A 25,258-nucleotide genomic window follows, 5' to 3' on the forward strand; every position below is an offset into this window, starting at 1 on the left:
CCGCACCCCGGGCGGGCCGGGTGCTGCCGGTGGTGGGGAGGCCTCCCGCCAACGGAAACGCCAACGGGTGTCCCTGCCTACCTCAGGAGCGAGCGGTAGAGGTCGAGGGTGCGGTCGGCGATGGCGTCCCAGGAGAAGTGCGCGACGGCGCGGCGCCGGCCCGCCCGGCCCAGCTCGGCGGTCTTCGCCGGGTCGCCGAGGAGGGTGTTCATCGCCGCCGCCAGGTCGGCCACGAACCGCTGCGGGTCCAGCGGGGTGCCGGAGCCGTCGCCGGCCTGCTCGATGGGGACCAGCAGCCCGGTCTCGCCGTCGGCGACCACCTCCGGGATGCCGCCGGTGGCGGTGGCCACCACCGCCGTCTCGCAGGCCATCGCCTCCAGGTTCACGATGCCCATCGGCTCGTAGACCGAGGGGCAGACGAAGACCGTGGCGTGGGTCAGCACCTGGATCACGTCGGGCTTGGGCAGCATCTCGGCCACCCACACCACACCCGAGCGGTTCGCCCGCAACCCGGCGACCAACTCCTGCACCTCGGCGGCGATCTCCGGGGTGTCCGGCGCGCCGGCCAGCAGCACCAACTGGGTGTCCGCGGGCAGGTCGCGCGCCGCGCGCAGCAGGTAGGGCAGGCCCTTCTGCCGGGTGATCCGCCCGACATACACCACGCTGGGCAGGGCCGGATCGATGCCGAGGCGCTCCAACACGTCCGTGCCGTGGTGCGGGGCGTACTGCGCGGTGTCGATGCCGTTGTGCACCACCCGGACCCGGTCGGGGTGCACCGCCGGGTAGGCGGTCAGCACGTCGCGCCGCATCCCCTCGCTGACCGCGATCACCGCGTCGGCGGCCTCGAACGCCGTGCGCTCGCACCAGGAGGAGAGCGCGTAGCCGCCGCCGAGCTGCTCGGCCTTCCACGGCCGCAGCGGCTCCAGGCTGTGCGCGGTCACCACGTGCGGCACGCCGTGCAGCAGCTTCGCGGCGTGCCCCGCCAGGTTCGCGTACCAGGTGTGGCTGTGCACCACGTCGGCGCCGGCGCACGCCGCCGCCATCTCCAGGTCCACGCCCATCGTCCGCAGCGCGGCGTTCGCGCCGGTCAGTCCCGCCGGTTCGGCGTACGCGGTGACGCCCGGCCCGGTGCGCGGCGCGCCGAAGCAGTGCACCCGTACGTCGGCGAGGCGGCGCAGCTCGCGGGCCAGGTACTCGACGTGCACGCCGGCCCCGCCGTACACCTCCGGGGGGTACTCCCGGGTGAGTAGGTCGACGCGAAGCGTTGCCGGTGCTGTCATCCCCCGCACCCTAGTGCAGAAGTGTGCCCGTCCGAGTGGTGAGTTCCCCCGGGGATGGATAGCGTCGGGGGCATGGCTGCCAAGGTGCTCGCGATCGTCCTGGCCGGCGGGGAGGGCAAGCGCCTGATGCCGCTCACCACGGACCGGGCCAAGCCGGCCGTCCCGTTCGGCGGGATGTACCGCATGGTCGACTTCGTCCTGTCCAACCTGGCGAACGCCGGCTATCTGAAGATCGTCGTGCTGACCCAGTACAAGTCACACTCGCTCGACCGGCACATCACCAAGACGTGGCGGATGTCGACGCTGCTCGGCAACTACGTCACCCCGGTGCCGGCGCAGCAGCGTCGCGGCCCGTGGTGGTTCGCCGGTTCGGCCGACGCGATCTACCAGAGCTTCAACCTGATCAACGACGAGCAGCCCGACCACGTGATCGTCTTCGGTGCCGACCACATATACCGGATGGACCCCCGGCAGATGGTGGAGGACCACATCGCCTCCGGCGCCGGGGTGACCGTGGCCGGCATCCGGCAGCCGCTGTCGATGGCCGACCAGTTCGGTGTCATCGAGGTCGGTGAGGACGGCCGGCGGATCCGGGCGTTCCGCGAGAAGCCCACCGACGCCGTCGGCCTGCCCGACGCCCCCGACCAGATCTACGCCTCCATGGGCAACTACGTGTTCAGCACGAAGGCGCTCTGCGAGGCGGTCGAGCGCGACGCGGAGGACAAGTCGAGCAAGCACGACATGGGCGGCAGCATCATCCCGATGCTGGTGGAGCGGGGCGAGGCCAACGTCTACGACTTCCGCGACAACGAGGTGCCGGGCAGCACCGACCGGGACCGCGGCTACTGGCGCGACGTGGGGACCCTCGACTCCTTCTACGACGCCCACATGGACCTGATCAACGTGCACCCGGTGTTCAACCTCTACAACTTCGAGTGGCCGATCTACACGGCGCAGCCGCCGTACCCGCCGGCGAAGTTCGTCCACCAGTGGGGCGAGCGGGTCGGCCGCGCGGTCGGTTCCATGGTCTCGCCCGGCGCGGTGGTCTCCGGCGGCCTGGTGGAGAACTCGATCGTCTCGCCGAAGGTCAAGGTCCACTCGTGGGCACACGTGGACGGCGCGGTGCTGATGGAGGGCGTCGACATCGGCCGGCACGCCGTCGTCCGCCGGGCCATCCTCGACAAGAACGTGGTCGTGCCGGAGGGCGCGGAGATCGGCGTGGACCTGGAAAAGGACCGGCAGCGCTACACGGTCTCCGAGAACGGCATCGTGGTCATCGGCAAGGGACAGAAGGTGGAACCGTGAGCAGTCATCCCCGGGCCGGCAAGCCCGCCCAGCCCGCCGACCTGGTCGACGTGCCCCGGCTGGTGACGGCCTACTACGCCGAGCATCCCGATCCGCAGGACCCGGCGCAGCAGGTCTCCTTCGGCACGTCCGGGCACCGCGGGTCGAGCCTGCGCAACGCGTTCAACTCCGACCACGTCCTCGCGATCACGCAGGCGCTCTGCGACTACCGCCGGGAGCGTGGCCCGGACGGCCCGCTCTTCCTCGGCCGGGACACCCACGCGCTCTCCGCCCCGGCCGCGGTGGACGCGCTCGAGGTGCTCGCCGCCAACGAGGTCACCGTGCTGCTCGACAGCCGCGACGGTTACACCCCCACCCCGGCGGTGTCGCACGCCATCCTCGCCCACAACCGGGGGCGCACCGGCGGGCTCGCCGACGGCATCGTCATCACCCCGTCGCACAACCCACCCGACGACGGCGGCTTCAAGTACAACCCCACCCACGGCGGTCCGGCGGATTCCGACGCCACGAGGTGGATCCAGGACCGGGCCAACACGATCCTCGCCGACGGGCTGAAGGAGGTCCGGCGCATCCCGTACGCGCGGGCCCGCGCCGCCGACACCACCGGCTCGTACGACTTCCTCGCCCACTACGTCGACGACCTGCCGGCCGCGATCGACATCGACGCGATCCGCGCCGCCGGGGTGCGGATCGGCGCCGACCCGCTCGGCGGGGCGAGCGTCGGCTACTGGGGTGAGATCGCCGAGCGGCACCGGCTGGACCTCACAGTCATCAACCCGACGGTCGATGCGACCTGGCGTTTCATGACCCTGGACGGCGACGGCAAGATCCGGATGGACTGCTCCTCGCCGAACGCGATGGCGTCCCTGATCGCCGCCCGCGCCGACTACCAGGTCTCCACCGGCAACGACGCCGACGCCGACCGGCACGGCATCGTCACCCCCGACGGTGGCCTGATGAACCCCAACCACTACCTGGCGGTGGCGATCGCCCACCTGTTCCGCACCCGGACGCAGTGGGGGCCGGCCGCCGCCGTGGGCAAGACCCTGGTCTCCTCCTCGATGATCGACCGGGTCGCCGCCGACCTGGGCCGGCCGCTGCTGGAGGTGCCGGTCGGCTTCAAGTGGTTCGTTCCCGGGCTCCTCGACGGCGCGGTGGGCTTCGGCGGCGAGGAGAGCGCCGGCGCGTCCTTCCTGCGCCGCGACGGCAGCACCTGGACCACCGACAAGGACGGCATCCTGCTCTGCCTGCTCGCCGCCGAGATCATCGCCACCACCGACCGCACCCCCAGCCAGCACTGGGCGGAGCTGGCCGAGCGTTTCGGTGCTCCCGCCTACGCGAGGATCGACGCGCCGGCCACCCGGGAGGAGAAGGCCGTGCTCGCGAAGCTCTCCCCGGAGCAGGTGACCGCCACCGAGCTGGCCGGTGAGCCGATCACCGCGACCCTCACCACCGCACCCGGCAACGACGCGCCGATCGGTGGGCTCAAGGTGACCACGGAGTCCGGCTGGTTCGCCGCCCGGCCGTCGGGCACCGAGGACGTCTACAAGATCTACGCCGAGTCCTTCCAGGGCCCGGAGCACCTGGCCCGGATCCAGCAGGAGGCCAGGGCCCTGGTCGACGGGGTGCTCGGCCAGGCCTGATCCGCCAGACCCGCTTTGTCGCGAGGTTGTCGCCACACCGCGCGGGTGGCGACAACCTCGCGTCGACTGCGTCGGCGGGGTCGACGGCGCGGAAGCGCCTGGTTCGTGGCGGTCGCTGCGGACGCAGCTTCGCCACCTCGGCTCGGTCGGATCGTTAGGGAGGTGTTGGGTCTGGTGAAGTCAGGCCCGTTGCCGCCGAATGTTCCGTAAGTGAGGTTGACAGGTGCCAAGCCGCGTTCGCACCATGATCCGCAGGGTCCAGGACCATCTCGCGGGCTCCCGTGATCCTGAGGCGTTCGTCCGGTCACTGGGTGTGCACCTGAACGGCCGGGTCAAGTTCTACGCGGTGAACCGGGCGATGTTCGGGTCCGAACCGTGGCTGATCACCATCGGGGACAACGTCTACATCACCGCCGGGGTGCAGTTCGTGACCCACGACGGGGGCACCCTGATCCTTCGCAAGGATCATCCTGAGCTGGACTGGACGGCCCCCATAACCATCGGTGACGACGTCTACATCGGCATGCGGTCGATGATCCTCGCCGGAGTCAACATCGGTAACAGGTGCGTGATCGGGGCCGGTTCGATCGTCACGCGCGACATCCCGGACAACACGGTGGCGGCCGGGGTGCCGGCCCGCCCCCTGCGCACCACGGACGAATATCTGGCGCAGTTGCAGGCCAAGTCGCTGGGCATCGGCCACCTCGCGGTACCGGAGAAGCACGAGGCGATCAAGAGGATCTACGGCGTGACGACCGTCTGACGCTGCCGACGTCCGACGCGGCGGGCGCAGCCCGTGGCTAGGCCCGCCGGTAGGCCACCCGGGGCGGCGGTAGCTGGTGGACGCCGGCGATCGTGATCGCCCCCAGGGCGCCTCCCACCCCGCCGGCGTGGTAGCCGAATCGGTCGCCGGTCATGGCCGCCGAGCTGGTACCGAGGTTCAGTGTTGCCCCGCTGCCGGTGACACTGGCCCGCAACGAGGGCGGGGTGGTGAGGACGGCCTGCCACACGTGTGCGTACCAGTGCCAGCCGGCTGGCAGGACCACCGGGACGGCCAGGATCGACTCCTGCACCCCCACGGCGGCGGCGACCGTGCCGAAGTCGGCGATCGGGCGGGCCGTCACGGGCCGGCCGGTTGCCGGGTCGTGGCCGTATACGCCGTGCCGCACCACCCCCGTGCCGATCCCCGTCATCTCGACGCACGCCCGGTCGACCCGGGTGGCCTCGGCCAGGTACATCGGGTACAGCAGAAGACGCTGGTAGGTGCCCGTGTAGGTGTTGCTGCGGGTGGGGCCGGACATCAGCAGGAAGTAGGTGCCCACGCCGCGCGTCGCCCCCGGCAGGGCTTCCGCGGGCACCATGTCGGGTTCCGCGCGCCACATGCCGTACCCGGGGGACACCGGCACGTGGTACGGGATCCCGTCGGCGGTGACCCGCGCCGGGACCTGGAGGTTCGTCGATCCGACCGCGACCAGCTTCCGGTTCAGCAACTGCGGTGCCCGCATCTGAGCGCTGACGACGGTGCCGACCCGCTCGATCATGACGAAGTCGTGGGTGCCGTCCGAGACGACGACCTCGGTGGCGGTCCGGGGTGGGGGCAGATACCGGCGGTAGGCGGTGCCGGCCACCGACACCCCGGCTTCGAGGGTGCGCCCCCACACCAGCTGCGGATAGTTCTTCTTGAAGCTGGAGCTGATGAACCAGCCTTTCGCTGTCGTGTACTTGATTCGGTTCTGGGCGAGCCCGTCGCCGATCGGCAGCATCCCCATGGTGATGCCCCACTGCGGGGTTCCCTGTGCGTCGACCGCCCACTGGGTCATGCTGCTCACCGGCATCAGCGGATCCTTGAGGGTCGCCGGGGTGAAATCGGTGAGCGCGGGAAGGGTGTTGATGTCTGCCCAGCCCGACCAGTCCAGGGTGCCGGCCACCCCGACGTTCGGCATGAACTGCCGACGCGTGCCGCCCGCCGGCGCGGTCAGCGGGAAGCACTGGGTGACGCCCATGTTCAGGGTGAACGTCTGCTGGGCGGTCACCCGCTGCGAGACGATCAGGGTGCCCTCCGACCAGCGGTAGAGATTGGTGACACGGCACAGGGGCGCTGTCTGCGCCATGATCGTGGCGAGCGGCGTGCCGATGTTCGCCCGCGCGGTGTCGATCATTCCCTGGTACGACGGGATGACGTACGACTCTGAGATCGTCAACGCCTGTCCCGTGGACCTGCCGTCGGGGACCGGCTTGCCGTCCAGCTCGACGGCCACGGTGTGGGAGTGGGTCGACGGGAAGATCTGCACCGCCGGGGTGAGGATGCCCGCGATCGGCACCGTGGCCGTGTGGGTCGCACCCGAGACGTGGGTGAGCGGTGCCGACGGTGGGTTCTTCACCCCCTGGGCGATGCCGTTGACGACGGTGTACGGGTTGCCGAACAGCAGCTTGTTGGCGTCGGGGACCGCCAACAGGGTGTAGATGCGGGTCCCGTCGGTCCATTGCGAGCCCACGTCGGCGGTCGTCTTGCCGTGGTCGACCAGGGCGATCCGGCAGCCCGTGTCGTAGCCGTGGTTGGCGCCGACGTACGACCATCCGGTGTTGATCGGGCAGTTGTCGTCCGACATGTCGTGGATCCTGGTGCCGAGTGCCGGGGGCACGACCGGCCAGACCTGCGCGTCAGTCGCGGTCGACGGCACGAGCGTGGCCTGCTGGAGGCCCCCGTGCCACAGGCCGACCATGGTGGCGGGGGGGTAGGCGAGATTGGCCGGCATCATCACGTCGCGGGTGTCGTCGAACCGGAACCGGATGGACAGCAGGTTGCCGCCCCGATAGACAGTCGTAGCATTTGTCATGTTTGATACCTCCTGGTCCTCATCCTCACACCGGCTCGTCAGCTCGGCTGTCAGGGAAAAGACAAGACGACTACCCAGGGTGTCGGATTGGATCCCGACAGTGGTGGGAGCGGCTGGTGGAGCCCACCGGGATCGCCGCTTCGCCGCCGCGTGGTTGTCGGGGCCGTCGAGCCGGCCAGCTGGGTGCCGAGGCGCTCTCGGCCTTCGGCCTGATCACCTCGTCCCTGCGCGGTCACCCGTTACGGCACCCTGGCCTCGCTCGATGTACAGGTGGGCGGTCCATCCACCGAGGGGTTCGCATGCGCATTCTGATCACCGGCGGAGCCGGTTTCATCGGGTCCAACCTGGCCCGAGCCGCGTTGGCCGAGCCCGCCGTGAAGGAGGTGGCCGTCCTCGACGACCTGTCGGTCGGGCTGCGCGGCAACCTCGACGGGCTGGACGTCGACTTCGTCGAGGGGTCGATCCTGGACCCGGCGACACTCGACGCCGCCATGGCCGGGCGGGAAGCGGTCGTCCACCTGGCGGCGCTGCCCAGCGTGCCCCGCTCGCTGCGTGACCCGCTCGCCTCCCACCACGCGAACGCCACGGGCACCCTCATGGTCCTCGAAGCGGCCCGACGGCACGACGTCGGCCACGTCCTGGTCGCCTCCTCCTCGTCGGTCTACGGCATGAACCCGGCGCTGCCGAAGGCGGAGCTCACCTGGACCCGGCCGATGAGTCCCTACGCCGCCAGCAAGCTCGCCACCGAGGCGTACGCCCTCGCCCACCAGGCATCATTCGGTCTGCCCACGCTGGCCTTCCGGTTCTTCAACGTGTTCGGTCCCGGGCAGCGGCACGACCACGCCTACGCCGCGGTCATCCCCCGATTCGTCCACGCGGCGCTGCGGGGGGAACCAGTCGTGCTGCACGGTGACGGCACCCAGTCGCGCGACTTCACCTTCGTCGGCACGGTGTGTCAGGTCATCCTCGACGCGCTCCGCCGCCGCGTGCACCATCCGCACCCGGTCAACCTCGCCTTCGGGGCACGGGCGAGCCTGTTGCAGGTCCTCGGCGAACTCACCGAGCTGCTGGGGCGACCGATCGCCCGTGAGTACGCGCCCTCGCGCACCGGCGACGTCCCGCACTCGTTGGCCGACGACAGCACCCTGCGGGAGTTGTTTCCGGACGTCGTGCCGATCGCCCGCACCGACGGTCTCCAGGCGACGATCGAGTGGATGGCCGGGCTGCCGCGCGTGGAACACGTCGCACAGCGGTGACCCAGAAGGCGTCGAGCAGGGCAGAGCCGGGGCAGGTCGTCGCCGAGGCCCCACCTTTCGTACCCGGCGCATCAGCCACGCCGCCGGCCCGGTCCCGGCGCGCTCCGGTGCGGTTCCTGCCGGCGGGGCGGGACCGCACGCTGACCGCGGGCATCGCCAGCTCCCTGGCCGCCAAGGGGGTCGGTCTCGCCGCGCCGCTGGTCATCACCCCCTCGTGCTTCCGCTACCTCGGAGACCAGCGCTACGGCCTGTGGATGGCGATCACGGCACTCACCGGCATGGCCTGGTTCGCCGACCTGGGGTTGGGCAACGGGCTGCTCACCCGGCTCAGTCATCTCGCCGACGACGCCCACCAGCGGGCGCGCGAGATCTCCAGCGCCTACACCACCCTCGGCGTGGTCGCGGTGGCCCTGCTGTCCGGACTGGTCCTGATCGAGCCCCTGGTGCCCTGGGCCCGGCTGTTCGGCGTCACCGACCCGGCCCTGGCCACGGAGGCGTCGGCCCTGGTCCTGCTCTGCTTCGGGGCCTTCGCCGTCAACGTTCCGCTCTCGCTGATCCAGCGGATCCAGTACGCCCGCGCCCAGGTCACCCAGAGCAATGCCTGGCAGGCGACCGGTGCGCTGTTCTCCATGGCGGCCGTGCTGGCCGCGATCGCCACCGGACGCGGCCCGCTGACGGTGATCGCCTGCGCGGTGCTGGCCGTTCCGCTGACCAACCTGCTCAACACCCTGGTCTACTTCTGGCTCCAGGAGCCCACCGCGCGACCGCGCCCCGGGCTCGTGCACCGGGCCACGGCGGTGGGCCTGCTCCGGTTGGGCCTGCGGTTCTTCGCGCTCTCCGCGATGTCGTCGATCGCGCTCAACGTGGACAACCCACTGGTCGCCCACGTCCTCGGGCTCAGCGTCGCCGCGCACTACGCGGTCGTCGGGAAGCTCTTCGGCGTCCTCTCGGTGTTCGTCGCGCTCGTCGGGATGGCGGTCTGGCCCGCCAACGGTGTCGCCCTAGCCCGCGGCGACACCGCCTGGGTGCGCCGGACGACCCGACGGATGGTCCTGCTCAACGGCTTGATCGTGGGAACGGCCGGGCTCGGGTTGGTCCTCTGCGGCCATCGGTTGGTCCAGGCGTGGGTCGGTGGGGTCGACGTGGCCGTGGTGCCGGTCGCGGTCCTGGCCGGACTCGCGTTCTGGTCGTTCCTGGTGGCGGTCGCCTCCCCGCTGTTGCTCGTGCAGAACAGCGTCGGCCTGCTCCGCCCGCAGTTCGTCGGCTGGGCCACCTTCCTGCTGCTCGCGACCGCGCTGAAGGTCGCCGGGCTGCGCCAGTTCGGGCTCGTGGGCCTGCCGGTGGCCGGCTGCCTCGCCTATCTGCTCACCATGTGGCCCGCCGCCGTCCTCGGCTACCGCCGCGCGCTGGCCAACTCCCACCGAGCCACCACGCGCGGCGCAACCGGAACGGCGGTTTGACCGTCCGCCGCCCCGGCCGGCCAGCCGGTCGTCCTCAACAGATGTGGGGGTCCTTCGATGAGACAGACGCAGATCGTGATCGACGCCGCCGGTGGGTCGGGCGGCGGGGCCGGCCGCCTCAAGACCGAACTCGACGCCTTCGTCGCCGACGGCACCGCCCCGGTCCGGGTCATCGGCCGGGATCGCCGGCTCACGGCGTCGTGGCTGGTGCGGCGGGAGGTCGCCGCCGGTGGGGCGCCGGTCGTCGTTGCCCTCAGCAACGTCTCCTTCGCCTGGCGTGGCGCCGAGCGGCGGGTGCTGGTGCACAACGCCCTGCACTTCCTGGCGCCCGCCGAGGAGGGGCTGCTGAAGGTGCAGCCCCGGTCGTTGCGGGCGCAGATTCCCGTGGTCCGGAACCTGCTGCACCGGGCCGACGTGATCGCCGTGCCGTGCTCGGCGATGGCGGCACGGGTCGCCGACCGGGTGCCGGCGGTACGCGACCGGTTGCTGGTGCTCGCGAACCCGGTCAGCCCGGTCGGCCCTCGCCTGCCCGTGGACGGGGTGTCGATCCTCGTCCCGGTCGTGCCGTCGCCATTCAAGAACGTGGTGGCCGAGCTTCGCGTGCTGCTCGCCGCGCTCGACCGGCGCCGGCACCCCGCCCGGATCCGGATGACCGCGCACCCCCACGAACTTCCGGACGACCTGGCCCGGCATCCCCGGCTGGACCTGCTGGGGCAGCTGCCGCACCACGAACTCGCCGAGCACTGGCGCCGGGCGAGCGCCGTCTTCTTCCCGTGCGAGCTGGAGTCCTTTGGCTACCCGCTCGCCGAGGCACGCGTCTACGGCCTGCCGGTGCTGGCACCGGGCACCCCGCAGTCGCGCGAGATCGCCGGCGGTGCCCTGGTCCCGTACGACCTGTCGGACCTGGACAGTCTCGCGGACGCTCTCGACGACATCGACCGGCCGGTGGTCGCGGAACCGGACGCGTTCGAGCGGGGCGCGTACTTCACCCGGTTGCTGGGACTCGACCGGGCGAGTCCGGGCCGCCCGGCGGACAGGTCACCGGCAGCCACGGCACGGGCGGTCCGTCCGTGACGACCCACCGGATCTCAGCGGAGGCGATGGGGACGCCCGGGTGCGCGGTCGACGGCGCCGACGACGGTTTGGAGAGCCGGGGACCTGCCGGCCCGTGTCGGGTCCTGCGAGTCGTCGGCGAGCTGAACTTCGGTGGGACGGAGATGCGGACCGCCGAGCTGCTGCCTCGTCTCGCCGCCGCCGGAACGGATGTCCACTTCGTGACGCTCAGCGACCGGATCGGGCCCGGGCCACTGGCCGGGGCGGCCGTCCGGCACGGTGGATCCGTCACGCCGATCCCGCTCGATGTCCGGTTCCCGATGCGCTTCCTCCGGCTGCTGCGGCTGCTGCGTCCGGACGTGGTGCACGTCGACTGCGCCAACTTCTCCGGTGCGCTGCTCTGCCTCGCCCTGCTCGGCCGCGTACCGATCCGCGTCGCCCACTTCCGCGGCGACGACAACCAGCGCCGGAACCTGCGCCGGCGGATGCAGCGGTGGCTCTGGGCGCGGCTGTTGCGGGCGTCCGCCACGGACATCCTTGGCGTCTCGCCCAGCGCTCTGACCTTCGGCCACCACCGCGCCTGGCGCGACGACCCGCGGTGCCAGGTCGTCCTCAACGGTCTGGACCTCGACCGGCTCCACCAGCCGACCGGCCACCACCTCCGCTCCGTGACCGGCGCCGGCCCCGACGACCTGCTCTGCGTCAGCGTGGGGCGGGCCTCGCCGGAGAAACGGCGGTGGCTCCTGCCACCGATCCTCGCCGCACTGCGCGACCAGGGCGTCTCCGCCCATGTCGTGCTCGTCGGCCCGTCGGACGAGACGGATGACGCCGGCGTCCGGGCCGCCGCGGCCGAGCACGGTGTGGCCGACCGGGTGCACCTGCTGGGCCCTCGCGACGACGTGGGTGGGCTGCTGCGCCAGGCCGACGTGGTCGTGCATCCGTCCTGCCTGGAAGGGCTGCCGGGGGGCGTGCTGGAACCGGTCGCCCTGGGGATCGGCACGGTGGCCGCAGACCTGCCCGGCGTGCGCCTCATCCACGAACACCTGCCCGGAGTCACCATCGTCGCCACCGACGCGCCACCGACGGTCTGGGCGGCGGCGGTGCGGACCGCCGCCGGCTACACCGTGGCGACGGATCCCGAGACGGCCGGCAGACGCTTCCAACGGAGTCCGTTCGCGATCGAGGCGGCGGTCGCCACACACCTGGCGATCTACCGGCGTCGGCTGGCTGACGGCACGCCGTCCGCACATGTTGTCAAGGACAGAAGCCGGCTGCCGGCCGCTTCGGAACGGTGAGAACGATGAACGACCAGACCACGGCGCTCGGTGCCGAGCATGCGGGACGCGACGGCCTGACGCGGCGGGTGGACCTCCCACGTCCGCTGCTGGTGGGCGCCTACAGCTTTCCCCACGGGGATGCCACCTCCAACCGTCTGCTGCAGCTGGCCCGGTGCGCGGCACCCCACGGCACCCGCACCCTGGTGGTCAACGACTGGCCCTGCGACGGCTCCCTCCCCCCACAGCGGGACGCGGTGGCGGGAATCGAGCTGATCACGCTGCGCACCCGGGGAGGGAACCGGCTCATTCGGATGTCCACCCGTCTCGCCCGTCCGGTGCGGGTGCTACGGGCGATGCGCCGTCGCGGCGTGGTACGCGGTGACGTGTCGGTGGTGTTGTTGCCGATGGCGATGATGACCCTTGGCAACTGGGCCATGCTGCGGCTCGTGCTGCGCTGCCCGGTGGTGGTGGACGCGAGCGAGCGGCACGACCGCCGCCAGTTTCGGCAGGGCTGGCTGGCACCGTACTTCGTCCGGCACCGCTGGTCGACCTTCCTGGCCACCCGCCTCGTCCACCGGGCCACGGCGGTGTCGACCACCCTCGGCGGCTACCTGGAGGGGCACGGCCTCGACGTGCTGGTGGTGCCGCCGCAGGTGGACTGCGACGAGTTCGCGCAGCCGCAGTCGCCGTCGCTGAGCGACGGGTTGCGGCTCCTGTACGCCGGGACCCCCGGGCGCAAGGACATGCTCGACGTGATTCTCCGCGGCATCGGCCGACTCGCGCCGCAGGACCAGGCGCGGGTGCGCCTCACCATCGCCGGCGTCACCCGGGAGGACGCCACGGACCTGTCCGACCTGGACGTCTCCGTGCTGGACTCGGTGTCGGCCGAGGTGACGTTCCTCGGCCGGGTGCCCCGCGACAAGGTGCTCACGCTGCTCTCCGAGTCGCACTTCTCGCTGCTGGTGCGCCCCACCGGCGGATACGCCGCACACGGGTTCCCGTCCAAGGTGCCCGAGAGTCTCGCCGCCGGTTGTCCGGTGCTGCTCAACCACACCAGCGACCTGGCCACGTACGTGCGGGACGGGATCGAGGGCATCGTGCTCGGCGGCAACGGCCCGGACGACGTCCGGCGCGGCGTCGAGCGCGCGCTGCGCCTGCGGGACGAGGACTGGGCGGGAATGAGCCGGGCCGCCCGGGAGAGGGCGCGCGATTCCTTCGACCACCGGGCCTGGCAGGCCCGGGTGAGCGCCTTCCTCGACCCCACGGGCTGACCGGCAGGTGCCCGAGCGACCGACGGCCGCCCCAGGGGCGGCCGTCGGGTCCTGACGGTGGCCCGCTATCTGGGCACCGACATCCGCTCCCCCCGGGCCGCGGGGCGCACCCCGGCCGGCTGACGCCGCCGGTCCGCCGAATCGGGGGGACCGGGCCTGCCGCCGGCGCGGGTGGTGTAGACGCTCACGGGCACCCCGGAGCTGTGGCGTCCCGACCGGGTACGCACCAGGGCACCGGCCACGGCGAGCCAGAACACGTACGGGTAGGGCTGACCCATGCCGAACATCGTCGACTCGGTGACCTGGATCAGCAGGCCGGTGACGATGAGCCAGACCAGACCCGAGTTGAGGGCGCCCACGGGAGCCAGCAGCACCGCCCGGATCGCGGCGAGCAGGAGCAGCAGGAGCGGCACGACGCCGCCGATTCCCAACTCCAGCAGCCACTGCAGGTAGCTGTTGTGCACCAGGTTGACGCCGACGTTGAAGAACCCGTCCTCGCGGGTCTGCGTGAACAGTTGGCTGCCCGACGCGTACCCGAAGCCGAACGTCGGACGGCTCTGCCACAGCTCGACGGTCGCCTGCCAGGTCTGGGTCCGCCCGTTGGAGAAATCGCCGTTGTCCGGGTCGGTGAACCGGGCGGAGAAGCTCTGTGCCACGGGCGAGCCGACGATGCGGGGGAGCAGGTTGAACACGTACGCCAGCCCGACGCCCCCGACCACCGCCGCCGCCAGGCGTGCCAGCGGCCCGATGCCGTGCCGCAGCACCACCCAGAGGGCGCCGACGAGGACGGCGACGAGGGCGGTGCGGGACTCGGTGATCGGCAGGGCGATGGCCGCCGGCACGATGCCGAGCAACTGCGCCCGCTTTCGCGACTGCCGGTAGAGCGCCCAGCCGAGCGGGATCGTCAGGGCGCAGATGATGCTCAGCATGTTGGGGTTGGCGTAGAGGCCCTGGAACCGGTCGTTGAAGGAGGTGGCGGAGGCGCCGCCAGCGAGCCCGTAACCGAGACTGACCAGCAGGGAGATGCTGAGCACCAGGTAGACCACCCGCAGGTCGCCGGCCACGGCTGCCGGGTCGACCCAACGGCGCCACAGCAGTACGTGGGCCAGCGCGGCCAGCAGTGAGAGCGCGACGGCCTGTTGGAGTGTGTGCAACGGGGTGATGGACCATGCGCTGCTCAGCATGGCCAGGCCGGCTGTCGCCCAGAGCCCGGTGACGAACAGGCCCGCCCATGGGTCGCCCCGCCGGATCCTGCGACCTGGACCGAACAACGCCCAGGCGATGAGGCCGCCGATCGCGAGGTAGCGCGGGTAGAAGCTGAAGGTGACAAGCGACTGCACGTTCGACGCGGCGCAGATCAGCATGAGCGTCGCCACGACCAGGATCCGTTGGAAGCCGTCGAGCCGCCGCATGAGGTAGAGCACGACGATCAGCAGCGCCACGCCGATGGCGACAAACGGATCGTCCACGGCAAGGGCGGTCACGACCGCCGTGAGACATACTGCGCCAACGAGGAGGGCGGTGAGGCCCAGGCGGTCCGCCACGTGATTGTCCTTCGGCTCCTGCCGGCCTGAGTCGGCATCGGCGAATTGTTCAGGTCCAGGTCGGTGGGTCGACGGGGCGGGCCCGCCGGCCGGGAGTGGAGTGCGGGAACCGGGCCGCCGCGCGACGACCCTGGCGCACGCGCGTTTTCAGACCCGGCTGGTGGGCCGGCTCACCGCGGCCCCCGGCATGCGCCATTCGGCTCGGGCGTCGTGCATCAGCCGGATCATGTCCGGCCAGGCCGGTGGCAGGTAGCCGGTGGCCTGCGCCAACGCGTCGGCGCGCATCGACCGGTCGAGCACGAGGTCGACGTTCGGCAGCAACTCGCCCTGCCAGCCGTACACCTCGGCGACCAGGCGGAGGAGGTCGTACTTCGAGATGGGTGCCGCGGCGACGTGGTACAGCCCGGTCAGGTCCTCGCGTGGAAAGACCACCTCGCGCAGCAGGCGGGCGAACTCGACAGTCGTAACTCCGCTGTAGATCGCCCTGGTGAACCCGCCCACCGGGCCCCGCTGGGCGAGGAACCAGTCCAGCAGCGACCGGTTCGTGGTCAACTCGTGCCCGATGATCGACGTCCGTAGGGTGAGCGCGGGTGACGAGGTGGTCTCGCCCAGCAACTTGGACCGCCCGTAGAGGTCGGGCGGGTCCGGTAGGTCGCTCTCCAGGTAACCACCGCGGTCACCGGAGAACACGCAGTCGGTGCTGACGTGGACGAGACGGCTGCCGCGCCGTGCACAGGCTTCGGCCAGCAGGTGCGGGAGGAGAGCATTGAGCGTCACCGTCTGTACGGCGTCCTGCACGTCCGGGCGCTGCTTGATGACGCCGACGCAGTTGACGACCACGTCGGGTCGGACGTCGTCGAGCACCTGCCGCACCTGGTCGAACCGGCTGACGTCGAGGGCCGGGGTGATCCGGGCGAGCAGGCCGGCCGGGAAGAGGTGCGCGCGACCCTCCATGCTGCGCGCGGTGCCGTACACGTCGAGCCCGGGATCCGTCCCGAGCTCCCGGACGAGGGCGTGGCCCAGCATCCCGGTGGCGCCGAGGACGAGGACGCGTCGGGTCATCGTGACTCCTTGTCCCGGCGGGTGTCGCTCCTGGCCCGCCGTGCCGCATCGGTGAGCAGGTCGGCGAGGACCCGCACGTTTGTCGCTTCACTCATGTGGGTGAGGTAGTGGTGTCGGCCCACCCGCCCCATCGCGCGTAGCCGGGACCGCGGCATCTGCCGGGCCTGCCGGAGGACCGCGGCCAGGCTCGCCGGGTCGCCGGGTGCGACGTCGAAGCCGGCGCCGGCGTGCCGGACGACCCGGGCGGCGTCGCCGGGTGCGCAGGCGAGCACGGGCTGGCCGCAGGCCAGGATCGACTGGACCTTGCTGGGCAGGGTGATACGGAACAGCGGGTCGTCCGCCAGGGACACGAGGTGCAGGTCGGCGGCGGCCATCCGGGCTGCCAGCCGGTCCGGCGGAACGGGGTCGAGGAAGTGCACGTGACCAGGTCGGCTCCGCGCCGCCCGCGCCATCAGCGCGTCCTTCTCCATTCCGTCGCCCACCAGGACCAGGTGGACGTCCGGCAGGTCGTGCAGCCGAGCCACGGCGTCGATCACCGTGTCGAGCCGCTGCGCCGGGCCGTGGTTGCCGGCGTACATCAGCAGGAAGTCTTCGTCGTGCAGGCCCAGCCGTGCCCGCAGGCCGGGTTCGGGCTCGCTGGGTCGCATGACCTTCTCGTCGGCCCAGTTGTAGACCACCGAGACCTTCCCGGCCGGGACGCCCCGCGCGATGATCGTGTCCCGCAGCCCGGGCGTGGGTACGGTGACGTGATCGGCCCAGCGGTACGTCCGGTCCGTGAACCAGCCGAGGGTCGCCTCGGCGAGCCGGCGGGTCGCCCCGTCGGTGAGGAATCCGGTGGCGAAGACGGAGTCCGGCCACAGATCCAGCACCATGGTCACGTACGGGGTGCCCCAGCGTTGTCGTGCCGCCATGGCGGCGGTGGTGGCGGTCACCGGTGAGGAGTACACCAGGGCGACGTCGGCGGTACGCAGGACGGACGCGCCGAGCAGGGACGAGGACGCCGCCCAGCTCAGGTAGTTGGCCGCCCGCCCGAGCGCGGACCGGTCGTGGCTGGGGTGCAGCGGTGTACGGAGGACCCGGCCTCCGTCGCGGGTCTCGACGCTCCGCCGCCGGGCCGAGTACCCGTCGTACACGACGCCCCTCGGGTAGTTCGGCACCCCGGTGAGCACGTCGACGTCGAAACCCTGCCGGCGCAGGGAGCCAGTGATGCCCTCGGCGAAGGGTGCCGGTTCCGGGGGATACCACTGGCTGACCAGTGCGACCCGGTCGGGTCGTCGGCCGATCCCGGGCGGGGCGCTCACGCGGAGGCGTCGTCGAGGTGCGCCCGCACCTCCGACAGGGTCAGCAACAGCGATTCGATCTCCGGGACGGCGAGGCGCCGGGTGTTGTGCGAGTTGAAGTCCTGGATGCCGCGCTCGACGTTGCCCTCGTCGAAGTAGAGAGCGTAGTTCAGGTCCCGGCTGTCCACCGACACCCGGAGGAAGTCGCCGAAGTCCTCGGCGCGGGACAGGTCCTCCCGGCTGGCAAGGGTCTCGTAGAGCTTCTCGCCGTGCCGGATCCCGAGGACGTTGAGCTTGACGGACGTCCCGAACAGGTTACACAGCGCCGTGGCCAGGTCGCCGATGGTGCAGGCGTCAGCCTTGCGGATGAAGACGTCCCCCGGCTGGCCGTGCCGGAAGGCGTGCTCCACAAGGTCCACCGACTGCTCGAGCGACATCAGGAATCGGGTCATCGTCGGCTCGGTCACCGTCAGCGGCAGCCCCTTGCGGATCTGCTCGATGAACAGTGGGATGACCGAGCCGCGTGAGTACATGACGTTGCCGTAGCGCACGCAGCAGACGCGGGTCCGGGCGGCCGGGTTGTTGCGCGCGTGGGCCTGTGCCACCTTCTCCATGAGCGCCTTGGTCATGCCCATCGCGTTGACCGGGTAGACCGCCTTGTCGGTGCTCAGCAGCACCAGCGCCTCGACGCCGTTGTGCTCGCAGGCCTCGACCACGTTGGCGCTGCCCAACACGTTTGTCCGCAGCGCCTCCAGCGGGAAGAACTCGCAGGAGGGAACCTGCTTGAGGGCCGCGGCGTGGAAGACGAACTCGATGCCCCGGCTGGCCTTGACCACCGAGTCGTAGTCGCGGACGTCGCCGACGTAGTAGCGGACCCGGTCGTCGCCGAGCCGGTGTCGCATCGCGTCCTGTTTCGATTCGTCGCGGCTGAGGACCCGCACCTCCGAGGCACCGGCGTCCAGCAGCCGACGGACCATCGTCTGACCGAAGGAGCCGGTCCCGCCGGTGATCAGGAAACGTCGGTCCGAAAGTGAGGAAGTCACGTCCCCTCCAGTCCTCCCCGCGGGTTCAGCGGAGCTCGCAGTTCTCATCAATTCGACCGTACCGCCCAAAGAGGATGTATATCGCTTAAAACTCATGAGAGGCTGTAAATTCCGTATGTGACGAATATTCATTCAAAACGGCGATACCGGGGGCTATCTCGGTCGTTTGTCCAACGATCGAGCTGCCGGGCCGAGACGGAGCCCGGCAGAGGCGTCGGCGAAGGGTGAAGACATGACACGGGTGATGACGGTGGTAGGGACCAGACCGGAGATCATTCGGTTGTCCCGGACCATGGCCCGGCTCGACGAGACCGTGGAGCACGTCCTGGTCCACACCGGACAGAACTGGGACGCCGCCCTTTCCGACGTCTTCTTCAAGGAACTGGGGCTGCGCGAGCCGGACCGGTTCCTCCGGGTGGACACCTCGTCGCTGGGGCGGGTCCTGGGCGGCGTGTTGATCGGCACGGAGGCGGCCATCGCTGAGCTGAGGCCGGACGCGCTCCTGGTCCTCGGCGACACGAACAGCAGCGTCGCCGCCCTGATGGCCCGGCGGATGCGGGTGCCCGTCTATCACATGGAGGCCGGCAACCGCTGCTTCGACCTCAACGTGCCGGAGGAGACCAACCGGCGTCTGGTCGACCACATCGCCGACTTCAACCTGGTCTACAGCGAGCACGCTCGACGTAACCTGCTCGCCGAAGGGCTGCATCCGCGCCGGATCCTGCACACCGGTTCGCCCATGCGGGAGGTGCTGGACCACTACGCCACGGACATCCGGGGATCCGGGATCCTGCGCCAGCTCGGCCTCGAGCCCGGTGGCTACTTCGTGGTCAGCGCCCACCGGGAGGAGAACGTCGACCAGCCGGCCCGGCTGCACCGGCTGCTCGACTGTCTCCGCGCCGTCCGGCAGGCATGGGGGCTGCCGGTGCTCGTCTCCACCCACCCCCGCACCCGAAAGCGGTTGGAGGCGCTGACCGGTGTCGACCTCGACGCCGACGGCATCACCTTCCACGAACCGTTCGGACTCTTCGACTACGTCCGCCTGCAGAGCCAGGCCCGGTGCACCCTCTCCGACAGCGGCACCATCAGTGAGGAGGCGGCGATCCTCGGCTTCGCGGCGGTCACCCTGCGCGACTCGATGGAACGCCCGGAGGCGCTGGACGTGGGCGGCATCATCATGACCGGCCTCGACCCGCAGGGCGTGGTCGAGGCCGTCCGGGTCACCGTGGACCAGGTCGCCGCGCAGGGCGTGCCCTGCCCGGCCGACTACGAGGTGCCGGATACCTCCCGCCGGGTGGTCGACTTCATCCTCTCCACCGTCCGCCGGCACCACGACTGGGCCGGCATCCGCCGCTAGCGGGCGACCCGCCGGACCTCCGTTTCGACCCCGCCGGTCGGGTCAGCGCCGCGCGAGCGGTACGCCGAGCGGGCCGGTCACCGTCGCCCCGAGCGGTTGGGCGCAGAGCACCGCGAGTTGTTCGATCACCTTTTCCGGGTCGCCGTACGGGTCGAGCTCACCCACCTCCATCGGGTCCAGCGCTGGCACGGCCACGTGCGACACCAGGGGATGGAACGGGCGGGTGTCGACCTCACCGGTGCCGAGCAGGTCCTCGTGCAACTTCTCGCCCGGCCGCAGGCCGGTGTAGACGATCGGTACCGTGCTGTGCGCCTGCTCGGCCATCTGCCGGGCCAGGTCGGCGATGCGCACGGGAGCGCCCATGTCCAGCACGAGCGCCTCGCCGTCGCGGCCGATGCCGGCGGCCTGCAACACCAGGTGGACGGCCTCCTGCAGAGTCATCAGGTAGCGGGTCACGTCCGGGTCGGTGACGGTCAGGGGCCGGCCCGCCTCGATCTGGCGCTGGAACGCCGTCACGACCGAACCACGGCTGCTCAACACGTTGCCGAACCGGACACTGAGGAAGGCGCCGGGGAACCGCGTGGCGGCGTGCGCCGTCAGCCGCTCGGTGATCCGCTTGGAGTAGCCCAGCGCGCTGATCGGGTTCGCCGCCTTGTCCGTGGAGATGTTGACGAACTTGGCCACGTCCTGGCAGGCGTCCAGCACCGACATCGTGCCCCAGACGTTCGTCTTGACCGCCTCGCCGGGGTGCCGCTGCAGCAGCGTCAGGTGCTTGAGCGCCGCGGCGTGGAAGATGACCTCCGGTCGGCGTTCCTGGATGATCCGCCGGATGCCCTCGTCGTCGCGCAGGTCGGCGAGGATCAGCTCCGGCCCGTCCAGCAGGGCCCGTCCGGCCAGCGACATCTGCAGGCCGTGCAGGGCCGACTCGTCGCGGTCCAGCATCATCAGTTCGCCCGGGTCGGCCTTCATGACCTGCCGGCAGAGTTCCGAACCGATCGATCCGCCGGCGCCGGTCACCAGGATCCGCCGACCGGTCAGGCTGTTGGTGCTCAGCGGCAGGTCGCCGACGACCTGCCGGCGTCCGAGGAGGTCGCTGATCTGCACGTCCCGGACGTCGGTGACGGTGATCCGGTGATCGACCAGGTCCCGGACCGGCGGTAGCACCTTGAACGCCGCACCCGCCTCGCGGGTCGCCTCGCGAACCTCGCGGATCAGCGCCGCGTCGGCGTTCGCCACCGAGAAGATGACCGTGGTGGCGCCGGTGCGTCGGACCGCGGTGCCGATGTCGCGCCGCCCGCCGAGCACCCGGACCTCACCGATGCGCAGGTCGCGCTTCTCCGGGGCATCGTCGAGCGCGCCGACCGGGAGGTACCGGCCGCGCGGGTCGCCGAGCATGGCGCGCAGCAGCCCCTGCCCGGCGTCGCCCATCCCGAACAACAGCACCGGCGAGGACGACCGGGCGTCCGGGCGCATCGCGAGGTCGCGTCGCTGCCGGTACGCGAACCGGGCGGTGAGCATGAGCAGCAGCGCCAGCGCGCCGCCGACCAGCGGTGTGCTCGCCGGCACGGGGCGCTCGCCGACCAGCAGGAGGCCGACCAGGATGACCGTCGCGGTGATCGCCGTCGTGCCGGCGACCCCCTGTACCTCCTGAAGGCTGCCGAGCGGGTGCCGCCCCGAGTAGATCCGGCGCAGCGCCGCCACCGCGATGTGCACCGCCGCGGCGACCGCGCCGCAGGCGGCCGGACGGGCCAGTTGCCCGGTGCTGACGTCGAACTCGTACCGGCTCCACGCGGCGGCGACGAACCCGCCGATCCAGGCCACGGTGTCGGTGCTGAGGAAACCGGCGGTGCGCTGGCGTGCGCGGGTCCGGCGCGATTGCTGGTCAGTGCTCGGGGTGATCTGTATGCCGCGCGGCATGTGGTGACTCCCTGTCCCGTCTCCGGCCGCTTCCACCGCTGGTAGAAGGGTTCGTGCTCCTTGTCCTTATTACAGGCACAAAGAGCGGTTATGCGGGAGTTTGGGGCTGGTTGGGCGAAGATTCTGACCGCCGCATTCAGCGGGCCGGCACTCCCTTGACCACCCGTCCGTCCGGGACGTCCCGGACGACACAGGCGCAGGCCCCGACCGTGCTGTCCCGCCCGACCCGCAGCTGTTCCAGCACCGCGGCGGCGGTGCCGACCAGTGCGCCCTCGGCGAGGTGGCAGTCGCCGGACACCACGCCCAGCGGATTGACGGAGACGTAGTCGTCGAGTGTGCTGTCGTGACCGACCGTGACGTTCTGGTTGAGGTGGACGTGCCGGCCGATGACGACGTTCGTCGTGACCCGGGCGCCGGCGAACACCACGAACCCCGGCCCGTGCACCGTCTCGGGGCCGACCGTGGCGTCCGGGTGAACGAGGCTGGCCGCTGGTGGCCGGTGGCCGGTGATGCGCTGGTCGACTGCCCGCCGTACCCGGGGATCCCCGATGCCGATCACGTGCCGGGCGTCGGGTGGCGCGTCGTGCAACCAGGCGACGTCGCCGAGGTACGGCACGTCGAGCCGCTGCAGCCGCTTCAGGTTCTCCTCCGTGGGCCGGTCGTCCACGACGCCCAGCGGGTGCCACGGGGGTCGCCCGGGCGCGACGTCGTTGATCGCCCGGACGATGGCCAGTACCTCCCGGCCGTGCCCGCCGCAGCCGACGACCACCAGTTGCGTCGTCACCGCGTCGGCGCTCCCGGCCGCGTCGCCAGGAACTCGTCGATCGCGCGGAGCACGCGGGTCACCTGCGGCTCGCCCAGCGCGCTCCCGCTGGGCAGGACGAGCCCTTCGGCGAACAGCCGCTCCGCGGCGCCGGTGAGCAGGCACTCGGCGCCGGCGTAGACGGGTTGCAGATGCATCGGCTTCCACACCGGCCGGGTCTCGATGTCGCCGTCGGCCAGGTGGGCACCGAGGTCGGCGGCGTGCCAGCCACACCGGGCCGGCTCCACCGCGATGCCGGTGAGCCAGCAGTTCGACTCGCCGTCCTCGCCGCCGATGAGCTGGACGCCGGGAACCGGGGCGAAGAGCTTCGCGTACCGCTCGCGCAGCTGCCGGCGACGGGCGATCATCTCGTCCAGCCGGACCAGTTGGGCGCGGCCCAGCGCGGCGAGCAGGTTGCTCAACCGGTAGTTGTAGCCGGTCTCGCGGTGCTCGTAGTGCCGTGCCGGTTCGCGGGCCTGGGTGGAGAGGTGCCGGGCCCGGGCGAGCAGTGCGGCGTCATCGGAGACGAGCATCCCGCCGCCGGAGGTGGTCATGATCTTGTTGCCGTTGAAGGAGAGGATGCCGACCTGCCCGAAGGAGCCGGCGGCCCGCCCCCGATGGCTCGCGCCGAGCGCCTCGGCGGCGTCCTCGACCACCGGGATGCCGGCGTCGGCGCAGACCGGCAGCAGAGCCGTGTAGTCGACGCAGCTGCCGAACATGTCCACCGGGACGACCGCGCCGATCCGCTCGCCCCGGGACCTCAGCCGGCGGATCAGCTCGGCGAGGAGGCCGACGTCGACGTTGCCGGTCTGCGGGTCACAGTCGACGAAGACGGGTCGCGCACCGGTGTAGCGGACGGCGTTCGCGGTGGCGACGAAGGTCAGGGTCGGCACGATGACCACGTCACCGGCTTCGACGCCGACGCCGAGCAGGGCGAGGTGCAGGGCGGCCGTGCCCGAGCTGACCGCGACCGCGCCGCCGGTCCCGGCCCGCTCGGCGATGGCCTGTTCGAACGCCTCGAGGTCTGGGCCGGCCGGCGCCACCCACCCCGAGCGCAGGGCCGCGATCACGTACGACTCCTCCAGCGGCCCGACGTCGGGCGCGGACAGGTGGATGCTCCGGGTCATCGGCCACCTCCCATGGGGATCGTCGTCATGCCGGGCTCCGGTCCCGCTGGGGCGGCGCGGTCGGGTGATGTGGCGTGCCAAGGAACTCCGGTGCGGTGGCCATCCCCTGCGCGTTGATCCCCCGGCGGTGCAGCACCGCGCCCACGGTCGCGGCGAGGATCGACAGGTCGAGCCGGAAATTGCGGTCATCCACGTACCGGACGTCGAGCTCCAGCTTCTCCTCCCAGCTGAGGCTGTTGCGTCCGCGTACCTGCGCCAGCCCGGTGACGCCCGGCCGCACCTCGTGCCGCCGGGCCTGCGTCGGGGAGTACCGGTCCAGGTAATGGGTGAGCAGCGGTCGTGGTCCGACCAGGCTCATGTCTCCGCGCAGCACGTTCCACAAGGTGGGCAGCTCGTCGAGGCTGGTGGCCCGCAACCACCGCCCGAAGGGCGTGAGTCGATCCCCGTCGCCGACCCGGCCCTCGCTCGGCGCGGGCGGATGCATGCTGCGGAACTTCACCAGCTCGAAGGGGGCGCCGTGTCGTCCGGGGCGGCACTGCCGGAAGAGCACCGGACGGCCGAGCCGACCGGCCACCATGATCGCCACGACCGCCATCAGCGGGGCGGTCGCCAGGAGCAGGAGCGCCGCGCCCACGATGTCGACGAGCCGCTTGAGGCGGTCCGGGCCGACGGTCCGGGCCGGACCTCCGGAGGTTGTCAGTGGACCGGAAACGGGCACCGCTCGTCCTCCACACGCAACAGAAGCACCATGATCAGTCACAATCGCCGCACCAGGGCTGAAGGGCGACAGTCGGCCCCTTCCCCCCGATCAACCCCGAAACTCCGGTTGTGGACACGGGTCGCCCCGGGCTCTCTGCCCGCGCCCGATGCGCTGCGCGAGCCGTAGCGCCTCGCGACGGTCCGTCGGGCGAGGGGAGAACGGGTGCCGCACCGGGGCGGTCGCCCGCGGTGGACCGCTCGGCGCCGCGCTGTCCCGCGCCTGGTGCTGATCGTGGTCACCACCACCGGCCGCCATGTTGAGCACCTGGGGCTGACCGCCGCCGGCCTGGTCAGCGAGGCGGTCGGGGCGCCGCGCCGGTCGGAGTGCCGATCTCGGTGGCGATGGTGCCGGCCGCGGCAAACGTCGCGCGCGGGGGCGTGGCGGCACGAGGCGAAGGGGGCCAGCCCCTCAGCTCGTGATCAACCTGTGCGCGCTCGTCCTGGCCGGGCTGCTCACCTTCGTGGCGCAGGGGACGCGGTGGTGGAACCCCGACCGCCGGGACCGTCGTCCAGCCGCCGAGTGAGCAGGGTCCGCAGCGGGATCGACTCGCCGTCCCGGCCGCCCGCCCCGACCACCAGCGGCGGCGCGCTCGGCTGCGGGTCGACGCCGAGCAGCCGGGCCCGGAGGCCGCCCGCCACGGTCAGCAGGTGGAACCGGCCGGCCACGTCCACCGCCCGGGTGCCGGCCCGGTCGATGTACCAGCCGGTGAGCCGGGTCCGGTAGCCGCCGCGCCCGTCGTACCCCCGGGCGGTCAGCCGGGTGGCGGGCAGCCCTCGCCGAACCGCCTCGGCCACGAACCAGGCCACCAGCTCGGCGGCCTCGGCCTGTTCGGCCGCCCGCTGCCGCGCGTCCGCATCGGCGTGCGCACGGACCGCCTGCCGCTGCTGCTCCAGCCACCCCCGGCCGTCCCGCTCGCCCACGAGGTCGACGGTACCCGGCCGCTCGGTCGGGGACCGCGCGTGCGGGCGTACGTGGGGCGCAGCC

Annotated in this window: 20 protein-coding genes; 9 read left to right on the forward strand and 11 right to left on the reverse strand. The window is 71.5% G+C overall.

All coding sequences use genetic code 11. The features are described from left to right. Positions 1-77 precede the first annotated feature (77 nt). On the reverse strand, positions 78-1,280 hold the full coding sequence (gene glgA / locus ACQ452_RS09715) for a glycogen synthase (RefSeq protein WP_433392413.1): 1,203 nt from the start codon (positions 1,278-1,280) through the stop codon (positions 78-80). A 72-nt stretch (positions 1,281-1,352) separates the two neighbouring features. Between glgA and glgC the strand changes: the two genes are divergently transcribed. The 3 genes from glgC (at position 1,353) to ACQ452_RS09730 (ending at position 4,991) form a co-directional block, all read left to right on the forward strand. After that, positions 1,353-2,585 carry a glucose-1-phosphate adenylyltransferase gene (gene glgC / locus ACQ452_RS09720; protein WP_433392417.1) on the forward strand — a complete coding sequence of 411 codons (1,233 nt, stop codon included), beginning with the start codon at positions 1,353-1,355 and terminating at the stop codon, positions 2,583-2,585. Continuing rightward, positions 2,582-4,228 (forward strand): phosphoglucomutase (alpha-D-glucose-1,6-bisphosphate-dependent), encoded by a 1,647-nt coding sequence (gene pgm / locus ACQ452_RS09725; RefSeq protein ID WP_433392418.1) that lies wholly within the window; start codon positions 2,582-2,584, stop codon positions 4,226-4,228. The genes glgC and pgm overlap by 4 nt, the downstream gene beginning before the upstream one ends. A gap of 244 nt (positions 4,229-4,472) precedes the next feature. Then, the gene (locus ACQ452_RS09730; protein ID WP_433392419.1) at positions 4,473-4,991 is read left to right on the forward strand and encodes a DapH/DapD/GlmU-related protein; all 519 of its coding nucleotides are present in this window, start codon (positions 4,473-4,475) and stop codon (positions 4,989-4,991) included. A gap of 37 nt (positions 4,992-5,028) precedes the next feature. Here ACQ452_RS09730 and ACQ452_RS09735 read toward each other — a convergent pair whose 3' ends face one another. Beyond that, positions 5,029-7,065, reverse strand: a complete 2,037-nt coding sequence (locus ACQ452_RS09735; protein WP_433392420.1) for a hypothetical protein — start codon at positions 7,063-7,065, stop codon at positions 5,029-5,031. Positions 7,066-7,364: 299 nt separating this feature from the next. Between ACQ452_RS09735 and ACQ452_RS09740 the strand changes: the two genes are divergently transcribed. From ACQ452_RS09740 to ACQ452_RS09760, 5 genes are all read left to right on the forward strand, one after another. After that, positions 7,365-8,321, forward strand: a complete 957-nt coding sequence (locus tag ACQ452_RS09740) for an NAD-dependent epimerase/dehydratase family protein (RefSeq protein WP_433392421.1) — start codon at positions 7,365-7,367, stop codon at positions 8,319-8,321. 107 nt (positions 8,322-8,428) lie between these two features. After that, complete coding sequence (locus tag ACQ452_RS09745; RefSeq protein ID WP_433392423.1) at positions 8,429-9,781, forward strand: lipopolysaccharide biosynthesis protein; 1,353 nt, start codon at positions 8,429-8,431, stop codon at positions 9,779-9,781. Positions 9,782-9,838: 57 nt separating this feature from the next. Next, a complete protein-coding gene (locus tag ACQ452_RS09750) occupies positions 9,839-10,855 on the forward strand; it encodes a glycosyltransferase (RefSeq protein ID WP_433392424.1) in 1,017 nt (338 codons plus the stop codon). A gap of 143 nt (positions 10,856-10,998) precedes the next feature. Beyond that, positions 10,999-12,129: a glycosyltransferase family 4 protein gene (locus tag ACQ452_RS09755; RefSeq protein ID WP_433392426.1), complete on the forward strand. Its 1,131-nt coding sequence runs from the start codon at positions 10,999-11,001 to the stop codon at positions 12,127-12,129. Between the two features lie 5 nt (positions 12,130-12,134). Beyond that, positions 12,135-13,382 (forward strand): glycosyltransferase, encoded by a 1,248-nt coding sequence (locus tag ACQ452_RS09760; protein WP_433392428.1) that lies wholly within the window; start codon positions 12,135-12,137, stop codon positions 13,380-13,382. A gap of 65 nt (positions 13,383-13,447) precedes the next feature. Here ACQ452_RS09760 and ACQ452_RS09765 read toward each other — a convergent pair whose 3' ends face one another. From ACQ452_RS09765 to ACQ452_RS09780, 4 genes are all read right to left on the reverse strand, one after another. Further along, positions 13,448-14,851, reverse strand: a complete 1,404-nt coding sequence (locus ACQ452_RS09765) for an O-antigen ligase family protein (protein WP_433392430.1) — start codon at positions 14,849-14,851, stop codon at positions 13,448-13,450. Between the two features lie 222 nt (positions 14,852-15,073). Further along, positions 15,074-15,988 carry a dTDP-4-dehydrorhamnose reductase family protein gene (locus ACQ452_RS09770; RefSeq protein WP_433392432.1) on the reverse strand — a complete coding sequence of 305 codons (915 nt, stop codon included), beginning with the start codon at positions 15,986-15,988 and terminating at the stop codon, positions 15,074-15,076. Further along, on the reverse strand, positions 15,985-17,289 hold the full coding sequence (locus ACQ452_RS09775) for a glycosyltransferase family 4 protein (RefSeq protein ID WP_433392434.1): 1,305 nt from the start codon (positions 17,287-17,289) through the stop codon (positions 15,985-15,987). Before ACQ452_RS09775 ends, ACQ452_RS09770 begins: the two co-directional genes overlap by 4 nt. Continuing rightward, a complete protein-coding gene (locus ACQ452_RS09780) occupies positions 17,286-18,311 on the reverse strand; it encodes a polysaccharide biosynthesis protein (RefSeq protein WP_433392436.1) in 1,026 nt (341 codons plus the stop codon). Before ACQ452_RS09780 ends, ACQ452_RS09775 begins: the two co-directional genes overlap by 4 nt. 232 nt (positions 18,312-18,543) lie before the next feature. Here ACQ452_RS09780 and wecB point away from each other — a divergent pair, with 232 nt between their 5' ends. Further along, on the forward strand, positions 18,544-19,668 hold the full coding sequence (wecB, locus tag ACQ452_RS09785; protein ID WP_433392438.1) for a non-hydrolyzing UDP-N-acetylglucosamine 2-epimerase: 1,125 nt from the start codon (positions 18,544-18,546) through the stop codon (positions 19,666-19,668). A 42-nt stretch (positions 19,669-19,710) separates the two neighbouring features. Here the strand turns inward: wecB and ACQ452_RS09790 are convergent, their stop codons facing one another. The 5 genes from ACQ452_RS09790 to ACQ452_RS09810 form a co-directional block, all read right to left on the reverse strand. Continuing rightward, positions 19,711-21,585, reverse strand: coding sequence for a polysaccharide biosynthesis protein (locus ACQ452_RS09790; RefSeq protein WP_433392439.1), 1,875 nt, complete (start codon positions 21,583-21,585; stop codon positions 19,711-19,713). Between the two features lie 136 nt (positions 21,586-21,721). Next, the gene (locus ACQ452_RS09795; RefSeq protein ID WP_433392441.1) at positions 21,722-22,369 is read right to left on the reverse strand and encodes an acetyltransferase; all 648 of its coding nucleotides are present in this window, start codon (positions 22,367-22,369) and stop codon (positions 21,722-21,724) included. Continuing rightward, complete coding sequence (locus ACQ452_RS09800) at positions 22,366-23,514, reverse strand: DegT/DnrJ/EryC1/StrS family aminotransferase (RefSeq protein ID WP_433392443.1); 1,149 nt, start codon at positions 23,512-23,514, stop codon at positions 22,366-22,368. The genes ACQ452_RS09795 and ACQ452_RS09800 overlap by 4 nt, the downstream gene beginning before the upstream one ends. A gap of 25 nt (positions 23,515-23,539) precedes the next feature. Continuing rightward, positions 23,540-24,232 (reverse strand): sugar transferase, encoded by a 693-nt coding sequence (locus tag ACQ452_RS09805; RefSeq protein ID WP_433392444.1) that lies wholly within the window; start codon positions 24,230-24,232, stop codon positions 23,540-23,542. 494 nt (positions 24,233-24,726) lie between these two features. Beyond that, positions 24,727-25,194: a hypothetical protein gene (locus tag ACQ452_RS09810; RefSeq protein ID WP_433392445.1), complete on the reverse strand. Its 468-nt coding sequence runs from the start codon at positions 25,192-25,194 to the stop codon at positions 24,727-24,729. Positions 25,195-25,258 lie beyond the last annotated feature (64 nt).

Origin of the sequence: Micromonospora sp. KLBMP9576 (genome assembly GCF_050941805.1) — a bacterium.
In the GTDB taxonomy this organism is placed as follows: domain Bacteria; phylum Actinomycetota; class Actinomycetes; order Mycobacteriales; family Micromonosporaceae; genus Micromonospora.

What these genes read in the sequence shown, in the direction of transcription:
- glgA (WP_433392413.1), bottom strand. Translation starts at nt 1,280, where the DNA reads ATGACAGCACCGGCAACGCTTCGCGTCGACCTACTCACCCGGGAGTAC.
- glgC (WP_433392417.1), top strand. Translation starts at nt 1,353, where the DNA reads ATGGCTGCCAAGGTGCTCGCGATCGTCCTGGCCGGCGGGGAGGGCAAG.
- ACQ452_RS09730 (WP_433392419.1), top strand. Translation starts at nt 4,473, where the DNA reads ATGATCCGCAGGGTCCAGGACCATCTCGCGGGCTCCCGTGATCCTGAG.
- ACQ452_RS09735 (WP_433392420.1), bottom strand. Translation starts at nt 7,065, where the DNA reads ATGACAAATGCTACGACTGTCTATCGGGGCGGCAACCTGCTGTCCATC.
- ACQ452_RS09740 (WP_433392421.1), top strand. Translation starts at nt 7,365, where the DNA reads ATGCGCATTCTGATCACCGGCGGAGCCGGTTTCATCGGGTCCAACCTG.
- ACQ452_RS09750 (WP_433392424.1), top strand. Translation starts at nt 9,839, where the DNA reads ATGAGACAGACGCAGATCGTGATCGACGCCGCCGGTGGGTCGGGCGGC.
- ACQ452_RS09755 (WP_433392426.1), top strand. Translation starts at nt 10,999, where the DNA reads ATGCGGACCGCCGAGCTGCTGCCTCGTCTCGCCGCCGCCGGAACGGAT.
- ACQ452_RS09760 (WP_433392428.1), top strand. Translation starts at nt 12,135, where the DNA reads ATGAACGACCAGACCACGGCGCTCGGTGCCGAGCATGCGGGACGCGAC.
- ACQ452_RS09770 (WP_433392432.1), bottom strand. Translation starts at nt 15,988, where the DNA reads ATGACCCGACGCGTCCTCGTCCTCGGCGCCACCGGGATGCTGGGCCAC.
- wecB (WP_433392438.1), top strand. Translation starts at nt 18,544, where the DNA reads ATGACACGGGTGATGACGGTGGTAGGGACCAGACCGGAGATCATTCGG.
- ACQ452_RS09790 (WP_433392439.1), bottom strand. Translation starts at nt 21,585, where the DNA reads ATGCCGCGCGGCATACAGATCACCCCGAGCACTGACCAGCAATCGCGC.
- ACQ452_RS09800 (WP_433392443.1), bottom strand. Translation starts at nt 23,514, where the DNA reads ATGACCCGGAGCATCCACCTGTCCGCGCCCGACGTCGGGCCGCTGGAG.